The following is a 21,383-nucleotide window of genomic DNA, read 5'->3' as shown; positions in this document are numbered from 1 at the left end:
GCTCAGGCCACGCGGCTGGCGGGGAGGGGCACGGTCTCGCCGCGCATATCGAGCTCGAGCTCACGCGACAGTTCGACGATCATTTCGGGGTGCTGGCCGTTCTCGAACAGCGCATATTTGACAGCCTGGGTGCGGTTGACGAACAGGCCGCCATAGAGGCCGTTCTGCTGCTGGGCGACCCACTGGCCGCGGTGGTTGCGGCCGATGAAGACAATGGTGGACACAGCGCTACACGAGGGAGGTTCGACGAGTTTCACGATTGTAGTCCTTCAGGTGGAAGTCACGCGTTCAATGTCTGTGTTGCCGGATATGAAATCGAGCGCGAGCGATGGATGACTTCATAGGAGCGGCATAGGATTTGAGGGGTGGGCTTAGATGTGCTGGACGATGCCGGTCCCGAGTGCGCACAGCGCGACATAGGCGGTCATCTCGTCCCAGTGATTGAGATTTGCCGCGAACGGCATCTCGCGCTTGACCAATCCGGCCAGCGCACAGATCAGTGCCGACATCCAGAGCAGCGTGACGAGGCCCCTGCCGAAGCCTGCGCCGGCGAACACGGCAAAGCCGATCATGATGGCAAGCCGGAAACCGAACCGGACCATCACCTGGACCGACTGCAGCTGCTGCGGCAGTTGTTTTGCGTTCACGATGGCGCCGCCATCAGCCGATATTGTCGACGAACAAAGGCTCGTAGAGTGAGCTGATGCCGCGACGGACGGTGGGCACGCTGGTGCGGTTCTCGGGGGCCGCGATCCGCTGCGCCTCGACGAAGGCGCTGAGGATCGCAAGCGCGAGATCCGCATGGTGGGCCTCGATCGATTGGTCGAGCCAGTCGGGCAGCTCGCGTTCGCGCGACAATGCGCAGTACCACTCGCCCTCGTCATAGACCAGGCGGCGGATCTGCCACTGCGGCAGTTCGAGATCGAGCAGCGCGATCGCGGCGTCGGTCCATGCGCCGGACCGGATCAGGTGCTCGATACGGGAGGTCTTGCCGCTCTGCCCGGCCGAGGGAAAGCGCCGGCAGGTCTGGCTGATGATGTCGGCCATGAATTCGGCGGTGACAGTATAGGCATCGCGCAGCCGTTCGCCGAGGTCGGTGGAGGTGGGTTGGGATAGCACGGACATGGCGTCATCTCGTCTTGCGCGCGGCTCAAGGCATTGGCCGCAGGCCCAAAATGGCCTGATGGCCATTTGAAAACGAGATGAGGCGAGGGGCGGAGATATAGGGATTCCATAAAGATCATGCGTCGTCCCGGCGAAGGCCGGGACCCATAGCCACCGAATTTGGTTGTGAGATCACGCTGGGTCCCCAGCCATCGCAAAACTTCGCCCTGTGGTTATGGGTCCCGGCCTTCGCCGGGACGACGGCGGAGAGTGTTGGCGGCACTGAGGCCTTTATAGGATTCCTATAACGTCCTTATGCGTCACATCTCGAAAACCTATGCCCCGGATGGCACCTCACGGTCATCCGGCGCGGAGCGCTTATACGGTCGTCCCGCGCCCCTCGGATGCATAGGAGTCTCTCATGATGGACATTCTCATGGCGGCGCTCGCGATCGGCTTCTTCGCCGCCGGCATCGGCTACGCCTACGCCTGCGAACGGCTTTAAGGGAGGCGGCGATGATCTTCGATTACTCGCTCGCCGGCCTCGTCTCGCTCGGCCTGCTGTTCTACCTCACCTACGCACTGCTGCGGCCCGAACGCTTCTAGGCGGCCCGCGATGTCAGCGCTTTGCACAATTCTGTTGGCCGACGCGGTGCTGACCGGGCTGTTGCTCGGCGTGTTCGCGTCGCTGCTGCGCTTCGCACCCATTCGAAAGGTTTGACGCAATGACCGTCATCGGTTGGATTCAAATTATTCTGTTCTGCGCGATCGTGGTCGCGCTGGTCAAACCGCTCGGCTGGTACATGACCCGCGTGTTCAATGGCGAGCGCACCTTCCTCTCACCCGTGCTGCGCCCCGTCGAGCGCGGCATCTACTGGGTCGGCGGCGTCGACGAGCGGCGCGAGCAGCACTGGCTGACCTATACGGTCGCCATGCTGCTGTTCCATGTCGGCGGCTTCGCTCTCATCTACGGCCTGATGCGGCTGCAGGCGGTGCTGCCGTTCAACCCGGCCGGCCAGACCGCGGTTGCGGAGGATCTCTCCTTCAACACCGCGATCTCCTTCATCACCAACACCAACTGGCAGAACTACGGCGGCGAGAGCACGCTGTCCTATCTGGTCCAGATGCTCGGCCTGACCCACCAGAACTTCCTGTCGGCGGCGACCGGCATCGCGCTGGCGATGGCGCTGATCCGCGGCTTCACCCGTTCGTCGATGCGCACGGTCGGCAATTTCTGGGTCGACGTCACGCGCTGCACGCTCTACGTCCTGCTGCCGATCTGCATCGTCTATGCGCTGTTCCTGGTCTGGCAGGGCATGCCGCAGACCCTCGGCGCCTATGTCGACGCCACCACGCTGGAGGGCGGCAAGCAGACCATCGCGCTCGGGCCGGTGGCCTCGCAGGTTGCGATCAAGATGCTCGGCACCAATGGCGGCGGCTTCTTCAACGCCAACGCCGCGCATCCGTTCGAGAATCCGACCGCGTTGTCGAACCTGGTGCAGATGATCTCGATCTTCGCGCTCGGCGCTGCGATGACCAACGTGTTCGGCCGCATGGTCGGCAACGAGCGCCAGGGCTGGGCGATCTTCGCCGTGATGGGCATCCTGTTCGTCGCCGGCGTCACCGTCACCTACTGGGCGGAAGCCAACGGCACCTCCGCGCTGCAGGCGCTGGGTCTCTCCGGTGGCAACATGGAGGGCAAGGAGGTCCGCTTCGGCATCGTCGCGTCCTCGCTGTTCGCCGTCGTCACCACCGCCGCCTCCTGCGGCGCGGTCAACGCCATGCATGACAGCTTCACCGCGCTCGGCGGCATGATCCCGCTGATCAATATGCAGCTCGGCGAAGTCATCATCGGCGGCGTCGGCGCCGGCTTCTACGGCATGCTGCTGTTCGTCGTGCTGGCGATCTTCGTCGCCGGCCTGATGGTCGGCCGCACGCCGGAATATGTCGGCAAGAAGATCGAGGCGCGCGAGGTCAAGATGGCGATGCTCGCGATCCTGGTGCTGCCGCTGATGTATCTCGGCTGGACCGCGGTCGGCGTCGTGCTGCCGTCGGCGGTGGCCTCGATGGCCAATGCCGGCCCGCACGGCTTCACCGAGGTGCTCTATGCCTTTACCTCGGCGACCGGCAACAACGGCTCGGCGTTCGCGGGCCTCACCGGCAACACCCTGTTCTACAACCTCACGCTCGCCTCGGCGATGTTCGTCGGCCGATTCTTCATGATCGTGCCGGCAATGGCGATCGCGGGATCGCTGGTCGAGAAGAAGTCGATCCCGGCCTCGGCGGGCACCTTCCCGACTACGGGCGGGCTGTTCGTCGGCCTCGTCATCGGCGTGATCCTGATCATCGGCGGTCTGACCTTCTTCCCGGCGCTCGCGCTCGGGCCGATCGTCGAGCACCTCGCCATGAACGCCAACACCCTGTTCTGATCGAATACGTCCGGAGTGAAATCCATGGAAACCATGAAACTGCAGAAACAGGTGACGGCGTCGACCATGCTCGACCCGAAAATCCTGGTGCCGGCGATCTGGTCGGCCTTCGTCAAGCTCGATCCACGGCTGATGATGAAGAACCCCGTGATGTTCGTGGTGGAGGTGGTGGCCGCATTGACCACAATCATCTTCGTACGCGACCTCGTCACCGGCGGCGCCAACCTCGGCTTCACCTTCCAGATCATCCTCTGGCTCTGGTTCACGGTGCTGTTCGCCAACTTCGCCGAAGCCGTCGCCGAAGGTCGCGGCAAGGCGCAGGCGGAATCGCTGAAGAAGACCCGCACCGAGAGCCAGGCCAAGCTGCTGACCGGCACCGACCGGACCTATCGCATGGTGCCCGGTACCTCGCTGAAGGTCGGCGACATCGTGCTGGTCGAGGCCGGCGACAACATTCCGTCCGACGGCGAGGTGATCGAAGGCGTCGCCTCGGTCAACGAAGCTGCGATCACGGGTGAGTCCGCGCCTGTTATCCGCGAGTCCGGCGGCGACCGTTCGGCGGTCACCGGCGGCACCCAGGTGCTGTCCGACTGGATCCGCGTCCGCATCACCGCGGCGCAGGGCTCGACCTTCATCGACCGCATGATCAGACTGGTGGAGGGCGCCGAGCGGCAGAAGACGCCGAACGAGATCGCGCTCAACATCCTGCTGGCGGGCCTCACCATCATCTTCGTGTTCGCGACGGTGACGATCCCGAGCTATGCGGCCTATGCCGGCGGCTCGATCTCGGTCGTGGTGCTGGTGGCGCTGTTCGTCACGCTGATCCCGACCACGATCGGCGCGCTGTTGTCGGCGATCGGCATCGCCGGCATGGACCGCCTGGTGCGCTTCAACGTGCTGGCGATGTCCGGCCGCGCGGTGGAGGCCGCCGGCGACGTCGATACGCTGCTGCTGGACAAGACCGGCACCATCACGCTCGGCAACCGCCAGGCGGCCGCGTTCCGTCCGATCCGTGGCGTCTCCGAGCAGGACCTCGCCGACGCGGCCCAGCTCGCCTCGCTGGCCGACGAAACGCCGGAGGGCCGCTCGATCGTGGTGCTCGCCAAGGAGAAGTACGGCATCCGTGGCCGCGACATGCACGAGCTTGCCGCGACCTTCGTGCCGTTCACCGCGCAGACCCGCATGAGCGGCATCGATGCCGGCACCTCGTCGGTCCGCAAGGGTGCGGTCGACGCCATTCTCGCCTATGTCGACGGCGGCTCGCCCCGCACCGTCGCCTCGGGCAACACCGTCCGTGCGGTCGCGGCGACCATGGGCGCCGAGGCGCGCGAGATCCAGTCGATTGCCGATGAGATCGCCAAGGCCGGCGGCACGCCGCTGGCGGTCGCCAAGGACGGCAAGCTGCTCGGCGTCGTGCATCTGAAGGACATCGTCAAGGGCGGCATCCGCGAGCGCTTTGCCGAGCTGCGCCGCATGGGCATCCGCACCGTGATGATCACCGGCGACAATCCGATGACCGCGGCCGCGATCGCGGCCGAGGCTGGCGTCGACGACTTCCTGGCGCAGGCAACCCCCGAGGACAAGCTCAAGCTGATCCGCGACGAGCAGTCCAAGGGCAAGCTGGTCGCGATGTGCGGCGACGGCACCAACGACGCGCCGGCGCTCGCGCAGGCCGATGTCGGCGTCGCTATGAACACCGGCACCCAGGCGGCCCGCGAGGCCGGCAACATGGTCGACCTCGACTCCAACCCGACCAAGCTGATCGAGGTGGTCGAGATCGGCAAGCAGCTCCTGATGACCCGCGGTGCGCTGACCACGTTCTCGATCGCCAACGACGTCGCAAAATACTTTGCGATCATCCCGGCGATGTTCCTGGCGTTCTATCCGCAACTTCAGGTGCTGAACGTCATGCACCTGGCGAGCCCGCAGAGCGCGATCCTGTCGGCGATCATCTTCAACGCGCTGATCATCATCGCGCTGATTCCCCTGGCGCTGAAGGGCGTCAAGTATCGCGCGGTCGGTGCCGGCGCGCTGCTCAGCCGCAACCTGATGATCTATGGCTTAGGTGGCATCATCATCCCGTTCATCGGCATCAAGGCGATCGACCTCATCGTCGCCGCCCTGGGCCTTGCGTAACCACAACCGTCATTGCGAGGAGCGAAGCGACGAAGCAATCCATCGATCCCCGTGCTGAACCGTGGATTGCTTCGCTTCGCTCGCAATGACGAAGCAGACTGAGGAGACCGACAATGCTTAGAGAAATCCGTCCCGCCATCCTCGTGCTGGTCCTGCTGACCGCGATCACGGGCCTTGCCTATCCGCTCGCCATGACGGCGATCGCCGGCGTCATCTTTCCGAAGCAGGCGCAAGGCAGCCTGATCGAGAAAGACGGCAAGGTGATCGGCTCCGCCCTGATCGGGCAGGAGTTCAAGGAGGATAAATACTTCCACGGCCGGCCGTCGGCGACGGTCGCGCCCGATCCGAACGATTCGACGAAGACCGTGCCGGCGCCCTACAACGCGGCCAATTCCGGTGGCTCCAACCTCGGCCCGACCAGCAAGGCGCTGAACGACCGGGTCAAGGAGGATGTCGAGAAGCTGAAGGCGGAGAATCCGACCGCCAGCGTGCCGGTCGATCTCGTCACCACCTCGGCCAGCGGCCTCGATCCCGACATCTCGCCGGACGCCGCGCTGTTCCAGGTGCCGCGGGTGGCGAAGGCGCGCAGCATGTCGGAGGACGCGGTGCGCGAGCTGGTGACGCAGAACACGCAGGGCCGTTTCGCCGGCATTGTCGGTGAGCCCCGCGTTAACGTTCTTGCGCTCAACCTGGCGCTCGACGCGGCAAAGGCAAAATAGGGGAGTAGGCCCGCTCTCGCAGGATGACTATATTGCGGTATGGCCAATCAGCGTGACCCCCATAAACGACCCTCGCCGGATGCGCTGCTGGAGGCGGCGCGCCGGGAGACCGATCGATCGGGGCGGCTGAAGATCTTCATCGGCGCAGCTCCCGGCGTCGGCAAGACCTACGAGATGTTGCAGAGCGCCCACGCCCGCCTCAAGGCGGGCGTCGACGTCGTGGTCGGCGTCGTCGAAACCCACGGGCGGGTGGAGACCGAGGCGCTGCTCAGGGGTCTTGAGGTGATACCGCGGAAGCGGCTGGCCTATCGCGACCAGACGCTCGAGGAGATGGACCTCGACGCCCTGATCGCGCGGCGGCCGCAGCTCGCACTGGTCGACGAGCTCGCCCACACCAATGCGCCGGGCAGCCGGCATCCCAAGCGCTATCTCGATGTCGAGGAGCTGCTGTCGCACGGCATCGACGTCTACACCGCGATCAACATCCAGCACATCGAGAGCCTCAACGACGTCGTCGCGCAGATCACCCATGTGCGGGTGCGGGAGACCGTGCCCGACTCGGTGGTCGATCGCGCCGATGCGATCGAGCTGATCGACCTCACGCCAGACGACCTGATCCAGCGGCTGAAGGAGGGCAAGGTCTATGTGCCCAAGCAGGCCGAACGCGCGCTGGAGCACTATTTCTCGCCTGGCAATCTGACCGCGCTGCGCGAGCTGGCGCTGCGCCGTACCGCCGAGCGGGTCGACGAGCAGCTGCTCACCCACATGCAGGCCAATGCCATCCAGGGGCCTTGGGCGGCGGGCGAGCGCATCCTGGTGTGCCTGAGCGAGGATCCGCGCGCGGCCGGGCTCGTGCGCTACACCAAGCGCCTGGCCGACCGGCTGCATGCGCAATGGACCGCCGTCAGCATCGAGACGCGGCGTAGCCTGCAGCTGAACGACGAGCAGCGCGATCGGCTTTCCGACACCATGCGGCTCGCGGAATCGCTCGGCGGCGAGGCGCTGACCCTTCCCGGCGTCGGCCGCCGCATCGCCGACGACGTCATCAATTTCGCCCAGGCCAACAACGTCACCCAGATCATCATCGGCAAGTCGAGCCGCTCGCGCTGGTTCGAGCTGACCCACGGCTCGGTGGTGCACGATCTGGTGCGCCGCGCCGGCAATATCAGCGTCAACGTGATCGCCGGCGACGAGCTGCCGGTCGGCAAGGCGGCGGTGCAGACCGCGCAGCGCCAGGAGCCGTTCAACCCGCGGCCCTATCTGATGGCGCTGCTGCTGACAGCCATCGGGCTTGGCGCGGCCAAGCTGATCCAGCCGTTCTTCGGCATCGAGAATGTCGACCTCGTCTTCATCACCGCGGTGGTCGGTGCGGCGGCGCGCTACGGCCTGTGGCCGTCGCTGCTGGCCAGCGTTGCGGCGTCGCTGTGCTACAATTTCTTCTTCCTGCCGCCGGTCTATACTTTCACCATCACCGATCCGACCAATGTCGCGGCGTTCTTCTTCTTCATGCTTATCGCGCTCTTGGTCTCCAACGTCGCGGCGCGGGTGCGCGTCCAGGCCGACACCGCGATCGGCCGCGTCCGCACCACCGAGTCGCTCTATGCCTTCAGCCGCAAGCTCGCCGGCACCGCGACGCTCGACGACGTGCTGTGGGCGACTGCCTACCAGATCGCCCTGATGCTGAAGGTGCGTGTGGTGCTGTTGCTGCCGGAGGGCGGGATGCTGACCGTCAAGAGCGGCTATCCGCCGGAAGACCAGCTCGATCAGGCCGATCTCGCCGCCGCCAACTGGGCGTGGGGCAACGATCGCCCGGCCGGCCGCGGCTCGGACACGCTGCCGGGCGGCAAGCGATTGTTCCTGCCGATGCGCACCGGCCGCGGCCCGATCGGCGTGATCGGCATCGACGACGACCGCACCGGGCCGCTGTTGACACCAGACCAGCGCCGACTGCTCGACGCGCTGGTCGACCAGGGGGCGCTCGCGATCGAGCGCGTGCTGCTGGTCGAGGACTTGGATCGCGTCAAGCGCACGGTCGAGTCCGACCGGCTGCGCGGCGCGCTCCTGACCTCGATCTCGCACGATCTCAAGACGCCGCTGGCCTCGGTGCTCGGCTCGGCCTCGGCGCTGCGCGATCTCGGCGCCAGCCTGAGCGATGCCCAGAAGCATGATCTGCTTGCGACCGTGATCGACGAGTCGGAGCGGCTCAATCGCTTCATCGCCAATCTGCTCGACATGACCAAGCTGGAATCCGGCGCGATCGTGCCCAACACGGCGCGGCACGATGTCGGCGAGATCGTCGGCAGCGCGCTGCGCCGTGCCGCCAAGATCCTGGTGCATCACCGGGTGTCGCTCGAGCTCGCCGCCGACTTGCCGATGCTGGAGCTCGACGCCGTGCTGTTCGAGCAGGTGCTGTTCAACCTGCTCGACAACGCCGCCAAATACGCTCCCTCGGACACCACGATCTCGATCCGCGGCGCGCGCGACCGCGACACCATCGCGCTGCAGATCCTCGATGAAGGCAACGGCATTCCGGCCGCCGAGCTTGATAGCGTGTTCGACAAGTTCTATCGCGCCGAGAAGGGCGACCATGTCCGCCCCGGCACCGGCCTCGGCCTTGCGATCTCGCGCGGTTTCGTCGAGGCGATGCGCGGCACGATCGCGGCGGCCAACCGCTCCGACCGGAGCGGCGCCGTCATCACCATCCGCCTGCCGATCCCGGCCGACACCAACGCGCTGGACACTGCTGCATGAACGCGACGCCGATCAAAGTCCTGGTCATCGACGACGAGCCGCCGATCCGCAAGCTCTTACGGATGGGACTGAGCACGCAGGGCTACGACATCCTCGAGGCCTCCAACGGCAGAATCGCGCTGGAGATGCTGGGCGAGGGGCCGGCACTGATCATCCTCGATCTCGGATTGCCCGACATCCAGGGCCACGACTTGCTGCGCATGATCCGCGGCCGCAACGAGAGCGTGCCGATCGTGGTGCTGTCGAGCCGCGGCGACGAGGCCGGCAAGGTGCAGGCGCTCGATCTCGGCGCCGACGATTACCTGACCAAGCCGTTTGGCATGGACGAATTGCTGGCGCGGCTGCGCGCGGCGCTGCGCCACCAGCTGCAGGTGCAGGGCGAGCGGCCGGTGTTCCGCTCCGGTGATCTCTCGGTCGACCTGGTGCGCCGGATCGTCAAGGTCGGCGACAGAGAGATCAAGCTGTCACCGAAGGAATACGATCTCTTGCGGGTGCTGGTGCAGCACGCCGGCAAGGTGCTGACGCATCGCTTCCTCTTGAAGGAATTGTGGGACGAATTGACCGACGCGCAATATCTGCGCGTCTATGTGCGCCAGCTCCGCCAAAAGATCGAGGCCGACCCCGAGCGTCCGCAATTCGTGCTGACCGAGACCGGCATCGGCTATCGGCTACGCGCGGCGGATTAGGCGTTGTCATGCCCCGCTTCAAGCGGGGCATCCAGTACGCCGCGGCCTCTCTGCTCAATCGCTACGGTTTCTGGGATACTGGGTCGCCCGGTCGAGCCGGGCGACGACACCGTCGGAACTTTCGTCTCCATCGAGGCTTGGTTTCCCTTATTGGGAGAGAAGCCATGGCAAGAAAATACTCGCGGAAGGCATCAAGCGATGTCGAGCGTGTGATGAAGAAGCGCAAGGCCGGCACGCTGCGCAGCGGCCGCTCCAAGAAAAAGGTGAAGAGCCGCAAGCAGGCGATCGCGATCGGTCTGTCAGAGGCCCGCGCCAAGGGGCGGAAGGTACCGAAGAAGAAGACTGCGAAGAAGCGCAAGACAGCCAAGAAGCGAAAGAGCTCAAAGAAGAAGTAGGGCTAAACTGCCTCCGTTCGTCATGGCCGGGCTTGACCCGGCCATCCACGTCTTTCTGGCCAAGTAGATGGATGCCCGGGTCGAGCCCGGGCATGACCAGCGCATCGATTCAACCCGCCTTGCGCGACCGCGCGCTCGACCGGTGCGCCTTCTTTGCGGTACGGCGGTGCGAGGCCGGGCGCCGTGCGGCGGGGCCCGACCGCCGTGCGCCACCTTTTCGGTCCTTCAGGCTCTGCGTCAGCGCATCCATCAGGTTTACTACGTTGCTCGGCTTCTCCTCGCGCACGGCCGCCTTGATCGGCTTGCCGGCGGCCTTGCGGCGGACCAGCGCCTTCAGCGCGGTCTCATATTCGTCCTTGAATTTCGACGGATCAAAATGCGCTGCCTTGCTGTTGAGGATGTGGCCGGCGAGCTCGACCATGTCCTTGGTCACCTTCGGGCTCTTGATGTCGTCGAAATAGTCGCCGGCATCGCGCACCTCGTAAGGATAGCGCAGGGTGGTGCCGAGCATGCCCTTGTCGAGCGGTTCGATCGCGATCACGTGCTCGCGGTTGGTCAGCACGATCCGTGCCAGCGCGACGCGGTCCTGGTCCCTCATGGCGTCGCGGATCACCGCGAACGCGTCGACGCCGGCCTTGCCGTCCGGCCTGATGTAATAGGGCTGGTCGAGATAGCGCTTGTCGATCTCGTCCTCGGGCAAAAAACTGTCGATGTCGATGGTGTGGTTGCCTTCGATCTGGACCGCCTCGAGCTCGTCCTTCTCGATCTCGACATATTTGCCCTTGGTGACCTCGTAGCCGCGGCCCTTCTGGTCGCCCTCGACGACGTCGCCGGTCTCGGTATCGACCATCTGCTGCTTCAGCCGGTTGCCGGTCTCCCGGTTGATCATGTGGAAGCGGGTCTTCTCGACCGTGGTCGAGGCCGGGTAAAGCGCCACGGGGCACGACACCAGCGAGAGTTTAAGTGTGCCTTTCCAGTAGGCGCGGGGGGCGGCCATGATCGTCTCCAAACAGCTTGAGTTTGGAACTTGAACGGATACCGTAGGTTTTGGTTCCTGATGGCCGCACGGTTGCGGCGGCCGTGGTTTGCGCCGAGGCCTGGACGTGTCGCTGAGAAATCTCACCACCTATCGCAAGAAGCGCGACTTCGAGAAGACCAATGAGCCGTCGGGCGACGTCAAGGTGGCGCCCGGCAAGCAGCGGCGCTTCGTCATCCAGAAGCACGACGCGACGCGGCTGCATTATGATTTCAGGCTGGAGTTCGACGGCGTCTTCAAGTCCTGGGCGGTGACGCGTGGACCCTCGCTCGATCCGCATGACAAGCGGCTCGCGGTCGAGGTCGAGGATCATCCGCTCGACTATGGCGACTTCGAAGGCACCATTCCGGAAGACCAGTATGGCGGCGGCACGGTGCAGCTCTGGGATCGCGGCACCTGGGAATCCGACGATCCCGAGCGCGGCTTCAGGAAGGGCGACCTGAAATTCACCCTGCACGGCGACAAGCTGCACGGCAGCTGGGTGCTGGTGCGGATGAAGAACGACCGCCTTGGCGGCAAGCGCACCAACTGGCTGTTGATCAAGCACCGCGACGAATACGCCGTGGATACCAATGGCGAAGCGGTGCTCGACGAGGACCGCTCGGTCGCCTCCGGCCGTTCGATGGCAGAGATCGCGGCTGGCAAGGGCCGGGCGCCGAAGCCGTTCATGCTGGCGAAGGGCAACGGCAAGGCCAAAGCGGATGCGGTCTGGCAGTCCAATCACGGCATGGCCGCGGATGCGCGCGCCAGGACCAAGGCGCCGGCGCCCCAAGAAAAATTGAAAGCGCAATTGAAGGCGAGGCCGAAGGCGCAACCGAAGCAAGTGGCGGAGATGCCGGACTTCGTTTCGCCGGAGCTCTGCGCCGCGGTCGAGAGCCCGCCCAATGGCGCCGGCTGGTGCCACGAGATCAAGTTCGACGGCTACCGCGTGCAGCTTCGCGTCGAGGACGGCGAGGCCTTGGTGAAGACCCGCAAGGGGCTCGACTGGACCGACAAGTTCGGCGCGATCGTGAAGGAGGCCGGCAAGTTGCCGGATGCCCTGATCGACGGCGAGATCGTGGCGCTCGACGAGAACGGCATTCCGCATTTTTCGACGCTGCAGGCCGCGCTGTCCGACGGCAAGACCGACCAGCTGATCTTCTACGCTTTCGATCTGCTGTTTGCCGGCTCCGAGGATCTCCGGCCGCTGCCGCTCAGCGAGCGCAAGGCGCGGCTGAAGGCGCTGTTGGCCGCGCGCAAAAGCAGGCTCATCCGCTATGTCGAGCATTTCGTGGAGCGTGGCGACGCCGTGCTGGATTCCGCGCGCAAGCTCGGGCTGGAAGGCATCGTCTCCAAGCGGCTCGACGGTGCCTATCGCTCCGGCCGCTCCGACGACTGGACCAAGGCGAAAATCCGCGCCGGCCATGAGGTGGTGATCGGCGGCTGGAAGACCACCAACGGCAAATTCCGCTCGCTGATGGCGGGCGTCTATCGCGGCGACCATCTGGAGTTTGTCGGCATCGTCGGCACCGGCTTCGGCCAGGACACGGTCCGCCGCATCATGCCGGCGCTGAAGGCGGCGGCATCAGACACCAGCCCGTTCGGCGGCAAGGATGCGCCGAAGAAGACCCGCGATGTGCACTGGCTGAAGCCGGAGCTCGTCGCCGAGATCGAGTTCGCCGGCTGGACCGACGCCGGCAATATCCGCCAGGCGGCGTTCAAGGGCCTGCGCCAGGACAAGCCGGCGCATGAGGTCGAGGCCGAGCGGCCGGTCGTAACCAGAGTGGTGAAGCCGATGGCGAAAGCAAAATCCGGCGAGGTCATGGGCGTCGCCATCTCGCACCCGGACAAGGCCTTGTGGCCCGATGCCGGCGACGGCGCGCCGGTGACCAAGCTCGACCTCGCCAGCTATTTCGAGGCGGTCGGCGCATGGATGATCGGCTACCTCAAGGGCCGGCCATGCTCGATCGTGCGCGCGCCTGACGGCATCAAGGGCGAGACCTTCTTCCAGCGCCACGCGATGGCCGGCACGTCGAAGCTCCTCAAGCTCGCCAAGGTCTCCGGCGACCGCAAACCCTATCTGCAGATCGACCAGGTCGAAGGCCTCGCGGCGGTCGCGCAACTCGGCGGCCTCGAGCTGCATCCCTGGAATTGCGCGCCCGATGCCTATGACACACCGGGCCGCCTGGTGTTCGATCTCGATCCCGCGCCCGACGTCGCATTCTCCGACGTGGTCGACGCCGCCAAGGACATGCGCCAGCGGCTCACCGCGGTCGGTCTCGAGAGCTTCTGCAAGACCACCGGCGGCAAGGGCCTTCACGTCGTGGCTCCGCTGCTCGCAGGCGCCAGGGACAAGGTGACATGGAAGGAGGCCAAGGCGTTCGCGCAAGGCATCTGCCAGTGGATGGCGCAGGATGACCCCGAGCGCTATCTGATCAACATGTCGAAGGCCAAGCGCACCGGAAAGATCTTCCTCGATTATCTGCGCAACGACCGGCTCTCGACCGCGGTTGCGGTGCTGTCGCCGCGGGCGCGTCCGGGCGCGACGGTGTCGATGCCGCTGACCTGGGCTCAGGTGCGCGGCGACCTCGATCCGAAGAAATATACGGTGCGGTCGGTGCCGGCGCTGCTCGCCAAGAGCAAGGCGTGGGACGGCTATGAGGATGCGGCCTCGTCGATCAAGGCGGCGATGAAGAAGCTCGCGGCCGAGTAGCAAACGTTTAGGCAAGCTTGTGCCGCTGGCTTAGTCGTCATACTCCGCGAAAGCGGGGTATCCAGTACGCTGCGGCTCATCGGTTCAATCGCCACCGTCTCTGGAATAATGGATCACCCGCTTTCGCGGGTGATGATAGTTGTTGATGCGGATCGTGCGCAACATCCGCGCAGGCTACAGGCGTCCGAGCAGAAGCAGGATCAGCAGAATCACGATCACGAGGCCGAGACCGCCGCCGCCATAATAGCCTGTGCCGTAGAACGGTCCGCCGCCGATGCCGCTGAAGCCGCCAAGCAGCGCGATGACCAGAATAATCAGAATGATCGTTCCAAGTGACATTGAGTCTCTCCTCAGCCCGTGGGCCCATTAATCTCTGCCCTTCGGGAAAGGAAACACGTGGGAACTACGAAGGTTCCGGATTCGGCGGTGCTATAAACCTGTGTGGTCCTTCCGTTTGCGCTGGAACACAATTACATCAGGGGAATCCATGGAGGAGTGCACCGCGATGTCGGCTCCGCTGATCGTCTCGATTCCCCACAGCCTCGGCCGCGACGAGGCCATGCGACGGCTGAAGACGGGCCTGTCGCGCGCAGCGGCGAACGTGCCTGTGATGAGCGTCGACGAAGAGCGCTGGGAGAATAACCGCATGAGCTTCCGCGTCCGCGCGCTGGGACAGGTCGCGGCCGGACATCTCGATGTCGAGGATACCCATGTCCGCCTGGAGGTGACGCTGCCGTGGCTGCTGCAACGCTTTGCCGAGGTCGCGCAGGCGGCCATTCAGAAGAGCGGGCAGTTGCTGCTGACCAAGCGCTGACGCGCGGCGCTAGCCGTGCGCGCGCGGACGCCTTGAAGCTTGCTTGGGGCCAGCTACGGCTCTCGCCTTCAGCACCGCGACCGGCAGCCTCGCGAACAGCGCCGAGAGCTGAATCCTGCTGTCGCCGCCCGGGAGCGCGTATCCAGTCAGGTCGATCTCGCCCTCAAATGCTTCGGGGCGTGGCCAGCTGCGCCCGCCCTGTGTGAACGGGGCAAATGATTTCGCCGCCGCGACGATGACCGCCTCGCGACCGTGGCGCCGCGCGAAGGCGATGACATGATCGCGATGCGGGCCGCGGACCGCGAGCGGCTGGTAGTCGCCGCTGCTGAATACCTCGGGCAGCTCGTTGCGCAGCCGCAGCAGTTGCCGCGTCCAGGCGAACTTCAGGCGGCCGTCGCGCCAGTCCTGCGCCAGCGCGTCCCAGTCCGGCGTCTCCAGCGCCGCGAGCATGCCCGCGCGTGCGGTAAAATCGACCGGACGGCGGTTGTCCGGATCGACAAGCGAAAGATCCCAGCTTTCGGTGCCCTGGTAGAAATCCGGCACCCCCGGCATCGTCGCCTTCAGCGTGATCTGGCTCAGCGAGTTCAGCGCGCCGATCAGCGCGGTGCGCTCTGCCAGTGTCTCCAGCGCATCGAGGAATTCAGGCGAGGCCTTGCGATCGAGGATCCGCGCGATGAAGGTCTTCACACCCGCCTCGTAGGCTTCGTGCGGATTGAGCCAGCTGGTCTCCTGCTTGCCCTCGCGCGCGGCCTTCAGGGCATAGGCCTGGATGCGCCCGACCAGCGATGCGTCGTCCGGGTCCCAGGCGCCGAGCAGGGCCTGATACAGCATGTATTCGAACGTTGCCGACGGGGCGCGCATCTCGCCGTCAAGCACCAGATGCGGCGCGTTGAGCACCTTCCAGCGCGCTACCGCGCTGGTCCATTCGCCGGGGATCTCCGCAAGCGCCATGATCCGGGCGCGGGCATCCTCGCCGCGCTTGGTGTCGTGGGTCGCGGTCGCCGTCATGCCGTGCGGCCATTCGCGGGCGCGGGCCTGCATCATGGCGTGGAAGGTCTCGGGCGCAATCGCACTCGCCGCCGGATCGCCGCCGACCTCGTTGAGCGCGAGCAGGCGGTGGTAGCGATAGAAGGTGGTGTCCTCCAGCGATTTCGCCATCATCGGCCCGGTGAATTGCTGCACCTTCAGCGCGAAGCGCCGGATCCGTGGCGCACCGTGCGGCGGCCGGCCGGGCTTCAGGAGGTCCATGGTCAGGGCATCGCGCAGGAAGTCGAAGATGCCTTCGTCGGCGGCGAACCAGTCGGCGCGGGCGCGCTCGATGGTCGCGCTGATCAGCGCGCGGTCATGCGCGTTCGGGCCGGAGACGGTAAGATAGGTGCGATAGACCGGGAAGTGCAGCACATAGAGCTCGAGCGCCTGCCGCAGGCTGTCGGCGGAGAAGTCGCGGGTCGAATAGTGTCCGCTGGCGATACGCGCGAGCAGCCGCGCCAGCACGGTGAATTCGCTGGTCAGCAAGGTCTCCAGCACGCGGCGCTTGGCCGCGCGCAGCACCGGCGTCAAATTCGGCGACTGGTTGCTGATCTGGCGCCAGATCTCGTTGAGCGGATCGAGGCCGCCGCCATCGACCAGCGCCTGGCTGATCGTGTTCATCCATTCATAGCCGGTGGTGCCATGGACGCCGCTGAATTTCGTTAGCCTTTCGTCCTCGCCGAGGATCTTCTCGACCACCATGTAGATCGGCTTGGCCTTGGCGCCCTGCGCGGAGCGGATCAGGCGGTGCAGGCGCTGGAAGTATTGGGCGGGGTCGCGCAGGCCGTCGATATGGTCGAGTCGCAGGCCTTGCAGCCGGTCTTCCGCAATCAGCCGCTTCACGAGACTGTGGCTCGCCTCGAAGGTGGCGGCGTCCTCGACCCTGAGGCCGGCCAGGGTGTTGACGTCGAAGAAGCGGCGATAGTTGATGTCGCTTGAGGCAAGCCGCCAGTGGCCGAGCTTGTAGTGCTGACGCTCCAGAAGGTGATGCAGCGCCAGTGTCCGGGTCGGCCGGTCCTCACTGGTGCGATAGGCATCGAGCCCGCGCGCGATGATTTCGGCACTGCCCTCGATCGCCTTGATCGCCGCCTTCAGGGCCGGCGCTTCCTTGCGGTTGGGGTGACGCAGCCCGCGATACCTGGCGGCGAGTTCGAGCATCGCGCGCCCGGCCGGACTGTCTTCGGCGCCGGCCTCGCGGACGGTGGTCCGCAGCACCTCACCATAGCGCTCCGGCGCGATCGGCAGGCGGTGCTCGAAATACCAGGCGGAAAAGCTGCCTTCGCTCGCGTCATAGCGCAGCTCGATCTCGCCGCGCTCCAGCGCCTGGCCATAGGATGTGCCGAGGATCGGCAGCAGCACGCCGCCGCGCGCGCGATAGGGCAGGAGGTCCCAGTCGATGTCGAAGGAAATCGCGTGGGGCGATACCGGTCCCCATTCCAGCACGTCGAGCCACCACGGATTGTCGGCAAAGTGCACGCCGACATGGTTCGGCACGAAATCCAGGATCAGGCCGAGGTCATGGCGCTTCAAGGCGTCGCTGAGCCGTGCAAAGCCTTCTTCGCCGCCGAGCTCCGGGTTGAACTTGGTGTGGTCGACGACGTCATAGCCATGGGTCGATCCCTTGCGCGCCTTCATGAAGGGCGAGGTATAGACATGGCTGATGCCGAGTGCCTTCAGATATGGCGCCACGGCGGCGGCGGCATCGAAGTCGAAATCGGCAGTGAGTTGCAGTCGGTAGGTTGCGATCGGGATCGCCGGAGGCATTGTGCTATCCGATGTGCCAGCGCACCGCCCAGCCGGGGAGGTCGCTCGACAACGCGCCGCCCCAGATCGCAGTTCCCTTCGGTTCCGCTGCGCCGGTGATATCCCGATCCGACAAATTGGCGGTGAGCCACAGCGTGCGGCCGTCACCCATTCGCCAATGCGCGGTCAAGAGATCGCCCGTGACGCGGTCGCCGCCGAAGCGTACCCCGATGAGCCGCGGCGTGATCTCGCGCCGGCGCACGGCGAGCAGGTCGCGCACCAGCGCGAGCCGCGCGCGGGCGGGATCGTGGCCAAGCGCCGCCCAGTCAAGCACGGCCGATCGTACCGTCGCCTCGGCAAGTGGGTCGGGAATGTCGTCGCCGTACTTGGCATAGGCCCAGGCGAATTCCTTGCGCCGGCCGGCACGGACGGCGTTGGCGAGGCCGCCCTTGAAATCGCAGAAGAACGGGAAGGGCGTCGTTGCGCCCCATTCCTCGCCCATGAACAGCATCGGCGTGGTCGGCGCGATCAATGTGACTGCGAGCGCCGCCTCGATCGCCTCCGGCTTTGCGATGCTTTCGAGCCGATCGCCCAGCGGCCGGTTGCCGATCTGGTCGTGGTTCTGCAGGAAGTTGATGAAGCAGGTCGGTGACAGCGCGCCGCTCGGCTCGCCGCGGGCCTTGCCGCCCCAGAACGCCGAGACTTCGCCCTGGTAGATGTAGCCGGACGACAGCGCGCGCGCGAGGTCCTGCTTCGGCGCGCGGTAGTCGCCATAATAACCCTGCGTCTCTCCGGTCAGCAGCACGTGCCAGGCGTGATGATAATCGTCGTTCCACTGGCCGCGGAATTTGCCGTGCGGCGGGTCTTCGGCGGCATCGAGCAGGCTCGCAATGTTGTCGCCGTTTTCGAGCACGAGGTTGATGTGCCGGCCGGTCTCCGTGGCGAGCTTGCCGGCAGCCTTGCTGAAGTCATGGAGAATGGAGATTTCGCCGGCTTCGACGATGGTGTTGACCGCGTCGAAGCGCAGCCCGTCGAAGCGATAGTCGCGCAGCCAGCTGACGACGCTGCCGATCGTAAACGCGCGCACCTCGGGTACGCGATAGTCGATCGCGCTGCCCCACGGCGTATGCGCGTCGCTGAAGAAGGAGGGCGCATAGCGGCCGAGATAATTCCCCTCGGGCCCGAAATGGTTGTAGACCACGTCGAGCATCACCATCAGCCCGCGCAGATGCGCTTCGTCGATCAGGGTCTTGAGGTCCTCGGGACGGCCGTAGGCGCTGTCGGGCGCATACCAGAGCACGCCGTCATAGCCCCAGTTGCGCTTGCCTGCGAAATCCGCCAGCGGCATCAGTTCGAGCGCGGTGATGCCGGTTGCCACCAGATGATCGAGCTTGTCGATCATGGCGCGGTAGGTCCCCTCCGGCGTGAAGGTGCCGACATGAGCCTCGAGAATGACGGCCTCATGCCAGGGACGGCTGCGCCACCCGGTCGCGCGCCATTTGAAGGCCGAGTGATCGATCACCTCGCTCGGGCCGAACACGTCGTCCGGCTGGAACGCGGAGGCCGGGTCGGGCACGTCGACGTCGTCATCGATGCGGAATTTGTAACGCGTGCCGGCGCGCGCGCCTGCGATCTCGGCGACGTACCAGCCGGCGACATCGCGCGCGAGCGCGTGCGGCTTGTCGAGCAGGAGGTCGACGCGCTTGGCTGCCGGCGCCCAGAGCCGGAAGCGCGCGCCATCAGCGGTAAGTTCGGGTCCGAAGTGCCGCGCACTGCTCATGCGGAGCCTGCGAATGCCAGCACCGAACGAGGCGGTGCCGTGGTGTCGGCGCCGGCTGCAAATAGCTCGGCCGTTTGTTCTGCCTTGGTCGTGTTCAAGATCTGCTGCCAGCTCCTGTATTCCGCCATCCGCGGCATCCTGAACACGATCTCCTGCGGCGCGGCATTGAGCACGATAAAGATCGGCGCCTGGCCTTGTTCCATCGGTCCCAGCACGTAGGCGAGGAACCGGCTTTCCGGGAATTTCCAGTCGGACTCCTTCATTTCCTCCGCTGATGGCGTCAGCCAGATCACACCATAGCTGCCGTCGGCGCGGCGGCCGTCGAGCCAGCTCTGGCAGCGGATCTGGCCGAAGCGCTGGCGGAGCGCGGTGAGGTGACCGATGAAGGCGATGGCGTCGTCGTCCGTGCCGAGATTCTCCCAGCCGATCCAGCCGGTCTCATTGTCCTGGCAATAGGCGTTGTTGTTGCCGGCTTGGGTGTTGGCGACCTCGTCGCCGGCAAGGATCAGCGGCGTGCCCTGTGCGAGCAGCAGGCAGGCCAGCGCGTTCTTCCTGAGCTGGCGGCGCAGCGCGATGATGGCAGGATCATCGGTCGGGCCTTCATGGCCGCAATTGTTGCTGTGGTTGTCGTTGGAGCCGTCGCGATTGTCCTCGCCATTGGCCTCGTTGTGCTTCTCGTTGTAGCTGAAGAGATCGGCGAGCGTGAAGCCGTCATGCACCGTGATGTGGTTGACGCTGGCGCGGGTCGCGCGGTTGTCGTGGTGAAACAGGTCCGAGGACGCGGTCATACGGCCGGATATGTCGCCGATCAGGCTGCCTTCGCCGCTCCAGTAGCGCCGCATCGCGCTGCGATAGCGGTCGTTCCACTCCGACCATTGCGACGGAAACGCGCCGACCTGGTAGCCGCCGAGACCGAGATCCCAGGGCTCGGCGATCATCTTCACGGTCGCCAGCACCGGGTCCTGGCGGATCGCCGTGAGGAAGGGATGGTTGCGATCGAACCCGTTGGGTCCGCGCGCCAGGGTCGTGGCGAGGTCGAAGCGGAAGCCGTCGACATGGCAGACTTCGACCCAGTAGCGCAGCGAGTCCATCACCATCTGCAGCACGCGCGGATGGGTGAGGTTGACCGAGCTGCCGCAGCCGGTGAAGTCGTCATAGAAGCGCGGATTCTCGCGATTCAGCCAGTAGTAGGAGGCATTGTCGATGCCGCGGAAGCTCAGCGTCGGGCCCATATGGTTGCCCTCGGCGGTGTGGTTGTAGACGACGTCGAGCAGCACCTCGATGCCGGCATCGTGCAGCCGCGCCACCGTGGTGCGGAACGAGTCCAGCGCATTGTCCTGGGCGTAGCGCACCTCCGGCGCGAAGAAGGCGATGGTGTTGTAGCCCCAGTAATTCGACAGCTTCTTCTCGACCAGGACACGGTCGTCGATCAGGCCGTGGATCGGCAACAGCTCGATGGTGGTGACGCCGAGCCGCTTGAGGTGGTCGATCATCGCCGGCGACGACAGGCCGCCATAGGTGCCGCGCAGGTTCGGCGGCACGTCCTCGCGCTTCTGGGTCAGGCCCTTGACGTGGGCCTCGTAGATGATGGTGTCTTGCCAGGGAATGTGCGGCCGGATCTCGCGGCGGCCCCAGTTGAAGGTCTCGTCGACCACCACGGCCTTCGGCATGCCGCGGGCATTGTCGCGCCGGTCGAAGGAGAGATCCTCGCGCGCGCTGCCGGTGCGATAGGCGAAATGCGCATCGCTCCACACCAGCCGGCCGGCAAGTCGCTTGGCGTAGGGATCGAGCAGCAGCTTGTTGGCATTGAAGCGGTGGCCGCGCTCCGGTGCGTAGGGCCCGTAGACGCGATAGCCGTAAAGCTGGCCCGGCGAGACGTCGTTGAGGTAGCAGTGCCAGACATCCTCGGTGCGCTCCGGCATCTCGATCCGCTCGAGCTCGCGGCGGCCCTGGCCATCGAACAGGCACAACTCCACCTTCTCCGCATTCGCCGAGAACAGCGCAAAATTGGTGCCTCTGCCGTCCCAGCTTGCACCGAGCCGTGCGGACGTACCCCCGGTCAGTCGCAT

General features: G+C 65.4%; 17 protein-coding genes. 9 read left to right on the top strand and 8 right to left on the bottom strand.

Features of this window, described 5'->3' with window-relative positions:
* Nucleotides 1-2: 2 nt before the first annotated feature.
* The 3 genes from JQ573_RS15750 to JQ573_RS15740 form a co-directional block, all read right to left on the bottom strand.
* Nucleotides 3-257 (bottom strand): hypothetical protein, encoded by a 255-nt coding sequence (locus tag JQ573_RS15750; protein ID WP_212310704.1) that lies wholly within the window; start codon nt 255-257, stop codon nt 3-5.
* A gap of 114 nt (nt 258-371) precedes the next feature.
* On the bottom strand, nt 372-647 hold the full coding sequence (locus tag JQ573_RS15745; RefSeq protein WP_092116205.1) for a hypothetical protein: 276 nt from the start codon (nt 645-647) through the stop codon (nt 372-374).
* A 13-nt stretch (nt 648-660) separates the two neighbouring features.
* Complete coding sequence (locus tag JQ573_RS15740) at nt 661-1,125, bottom strand: hypothetical protein (protein WP_212310703.1); 465 nt, start codon at nt 1,123-1,125, stop codon at nt 661-663.
* Nucleotides 1,126-1,620: 495 nt separating this feature from the next.
* On the opposite strand from JQ573_RS15740, the gene JQ573_RS15735 reads away from it, so the two are divergent.
* The 7 genes from JQ573_RS15735 to JQ573_RS15705 all read left to right on the top strand — a co-directional run bounded on the left by JQ573_RS15735 (nt 1,621) and on the right by JQ573_RS15705 (nt 10,220).
* Nucleotides 1,621-1,710, top strand: coding sequence for a K(+)-transporting ATPase subunit F (locus JQ573_RS15735; RefSeq protein ID WP_016846764.1), 90 nt, complete (start codon nt 1,621-1,623; stop codon nt 1,708-1,710).
* A gap of 119 nt (nt 1,711-1,829) precedes the next feature.
* Nucleotides 1,830-3,533 (top strand): potassium-transporting ATPase subunit KdpA, encoded by a 1,704-nt coding sequence (gene kdpA / locus JQ573_RS15730; protein ID WP_212310702.1) that lies wholly within the window; start codon nt 1,830-1,832, stop codon nt 3,531-3,533.
* Nucleotides 3,534-3,557: 24 nt separating this feature from the next.
* Nucleotides 3,558-5,669 (top strand): potassium-transporting ATPase subunit KdpB, encoded by a 2,112-nt coding sequence (gene kdpB, locus JQ573_RS15725; RefSeq protein WP_212310701.1) that lies wholly within the window; start codon nt 3,558-3,560, stop codon nt 5,667-5,669.
* Nucleotides 5,670-5,782: 113 nt separating this feature from the next.
* Nucleotides 5,783-6,388, top strand: coding sequence for a K(+)-transporting ATPase subunit C (locus JQ573_RS15720; protein WP_212310700.1), 606 nt, complete (start codon nt 5,783-5,785; stop codon nt 6,386-6,388).
* A gap of 39 nt (nt 6,389-6,427) precedes the next feature.
* On the top strand, nt 6,428-9,139 hold the full coding sequence (locus JQ573_RS15715; protein WP_212310699.1) for a sensor histidine kinase KdpD: 2,712 nt from the start codon (nt 6,428-6,430) through the stop codon (nt 9,137-9,139).
* Nucleotides 9,136-9,825 (top strand): response regulator, encoded by a 690-nt coding sequence (locus JQ573_RS15710; protein WP_212310698.1) that lies wholly within the window; start codon nt 9,136-9,138, stop codon nt 9,823-9,825. The genes JQ573_RS15715 and JQ573_RS15710 overlap by 4 nt, the downstream gene beginning before the upstream one ends.
* 164 nt (nt 9,826-9,989) lie before the next feature.
* Nucleotides 9,990-10,220: a DUF6496 domain-containing protein gene (locus JQ573_RS15705; protein ID WP_212310697.1), complete on the top strand. Its 231-nt coding sequence runs from the start codon at nt 9,990-9,992 to the stop codon at nt 10,218-10,220.
* A 109-nt stretch (nt 10,221-10,329) separates the two neighbouring features.
* Here JQ573_RS15705 and JQ573_RS15700 read toward each other — a convergent pair whose 3' ends face one another.
* A complete protein-coding gene (locus JQ573_RS15700) occupies nt 10,330-11,217 on the bottom strand; it encodes a Ku protein (protein WP_212310696.1) in 888 nt (295 codons plus the stop codon).
* A 106-nt stretch (nt 11,218-11,323) separates the two neighbouring features.
* Here JQ573_RS15700 and ligD point away from each other — a divergent pair, with 106 nt between their 5' ends.
* The gene (ligD, locus tag JQ573_RS15695) at nt 11,324-13,948 is read left to right on the top strand and encodes a DNA ligase D (RefSeq protein WP_212310695.1); all 2,625 of its coding nucleotides are present in this window, start codon (nt 11,324-11,326) and stop codon (nt 13,946-13,948) included.
* Nucleotides 13,949-14,122: 174 nt separating this feature from the next.
* Here the strand turns inward: ligD and JQ573_RS15690 are convergent, their stop codons facing one another.
* Nucleotides 14,123-14,287, bottom strand: a complete 165-nt coding sequence (locus tag JQ573_RS15690; protein ID WP_076865768.1) for a DUF3309 family protein — start codon at nt 14,285-14,287, stop codon at nt 14,123-14,125.
* Nucleotides 14,288-14,453: 166 nt separating this feature from the next.
* Between JQ573_RS15690 and JQ573_RS15685 the strand changes: the two genes are divergently transcribed.
* Complete coding sequence (locus JQ573_RS15685; RefSeq protein WP_092125961.1) at nt 14,454-14,762, top strand: polyhydroxyalkanoic acid system family protein; 309 nt, start codon at nt 14,454-14,456, stop codon at nt 14,760-14,762.
* A 9-nt stretch (nt 14,763-14,771) separates the two neighbouring features.
* On the opposite strand, the gene treY is transcribed toward JQ573_RS15685, so the two are convergent.
* The 3 genes from treY to glgX are packed head-to-tail and all read right to left on the bottom strand — an operon-like array spanning nt 14,772 to nt 21,383.
* Complete coding sequence (gene treY, locus JQ573_RS15680; RefSeq protein ID WP_212310694.1) at nt 14,772-17,555, bottom strand: malto-oligosyltrehalose synthase; 2,784 nt, start codon at nt 17,553-17,555, stop codon at nt 14,772-14,774.
* A gap of 4 nt (nt 17,556-17,559) precedes the next feature.
* On the bottom strand, nt 17,560-19,314 hold the full coding sequence (gene treZ / locus JQ573_RS15675; RefSeq protein WP_212310693.1) for a malto-oligosyltrehalose trehalohydrolase: 1,755 nt from the start codon (nt 19,312-19,314) through the stop codon (nt 17,560-17,562).
* Nucleotides 19,311-21,383 carry a glycogen debranching protein GlgX gene (gene glgX, locus JQ573_RS15670; protein WP_212310692.1) on the bottom strand — a complete coding sequence of 691 codons (2,073 nt, stop codon included), beginning with the start codon at nt 21,381-21,383 and terminating at the stop codon, nt 19,311-19,313. The genes treZ and glgX overlap by 4 nt, the downstream gene beginning before the upstream one ends.

The sequence above is a fragment of the Bradyrhizobium sp. AUGA SZCCT0105 genome (assembly GCF_018129565.1).
Taxonomy (GTDB): domain Bacteria; phylum Pseudomonadota; class Alphaproteobacteria; order Rhizobiales; family Xanthobacteraceae; genus Bradyrhizobium.
Note: the sequence above shows the minus strand (reverse complement) of the source record. Positions and strands in the feature narration are given on the sequence as shown.

Bases quoted from the DNA above. Each gene is read 5' to 3' on its own strand.
- JQ573_RS15710 (WP_212310698.1), top strand. From the start codon at position 9,136: ATGAACGCGACGCCGATCAAAGTCCTGGTCATCGACGACGAGCCGCCG.
- glgX (WP_212310692.1), bottom strand. From the start codon at position 21,383: ATGCGACTGACCGGGGGTACGTCCGCACGGCTCGGTGCAAGCTGGGAC.
- treZ (WP_212310693.1), bottom strand. From the start codon at position 19,314: ATGAGCAGTGCGCGGCACTTCGGACCCGAACTTACCGCTGATGGCGCG.
- kdpA (WP_212310702.1), top strand. From the start codon at position 1,830: ATGACCGTCATCGGTTGGATTCAAATTATTCTGTTCTGCGCGATCGTG.
- treY (WP_212310694.1), bottom strand. From the start codon at position 17,555: ATGCCTCCGGCGATCCCGATCGCAACCTACCGACTGCAACTCACTGCC.
- JQ573_RS15720 (WP_212310700.1), top strand. From the start codon at position 5,783: ATGCTTAGAGAAATCCGTCCCGCCATCCTCGTGCTGGTCCTGCTGACC.
- JQ573_RS15685 (WP_092125961.1), top strand. From the start codon at position 14,454: ATGTCGGCTCCGCTGATCGTCTCGATTCCCCACAGCCTCGGCCGCGAC.
- JQ573_RS15740 (WP_212310703.1), bottom strand. From the start codon at position 1,125: ATGTCCGTGCTATCCCAACCCACCTCCACCGACCTCGGCGAACGGCTG.
- JQ573_RS15735 (WP_016846764.1), top strand. From the start codon at position 1,621: ATGATCTTCGATTACTCGCTCGCCGGCCTCGTCTCGCTCGGCCTGCTG.
- kdpB (WP_212310701.1), top strand. From the start codon at position 3,558: ATGGAAACCATGAAACTGCAGAAACAGGTGACGGCGTCGACCATGCTC.
- JQ573_RS15705 (WP_212310697.1), top strand. From the start codon at position 9,990: ATGGCAAGAAAATACTCGCGGAAGGCATCAAGCGATGTCGAGCGTGTG.
- JQ573_RS15700 (WP_212310696.1), bottom strand. From the start codon at position 11,217: ATGGCCGCCCCCCGCGCCTACTGGAAAGGCACACTTAAACTCTCGCTG.
- JQ573_RS15690 (WP_076865768.1), bottom strand. From the start codon at position 14,287: ATGTCACTTGGAACGATCATTCTGATTATTCTGGTCATCGCGCTGCTT.
- JQ573_RS15715 (WP_212310699.1), top strand. From the start codon at position 6,428: ATGGCCAATCAGCGTGACCCCCATAAACGACCCTCGCCGGATGCGCTG.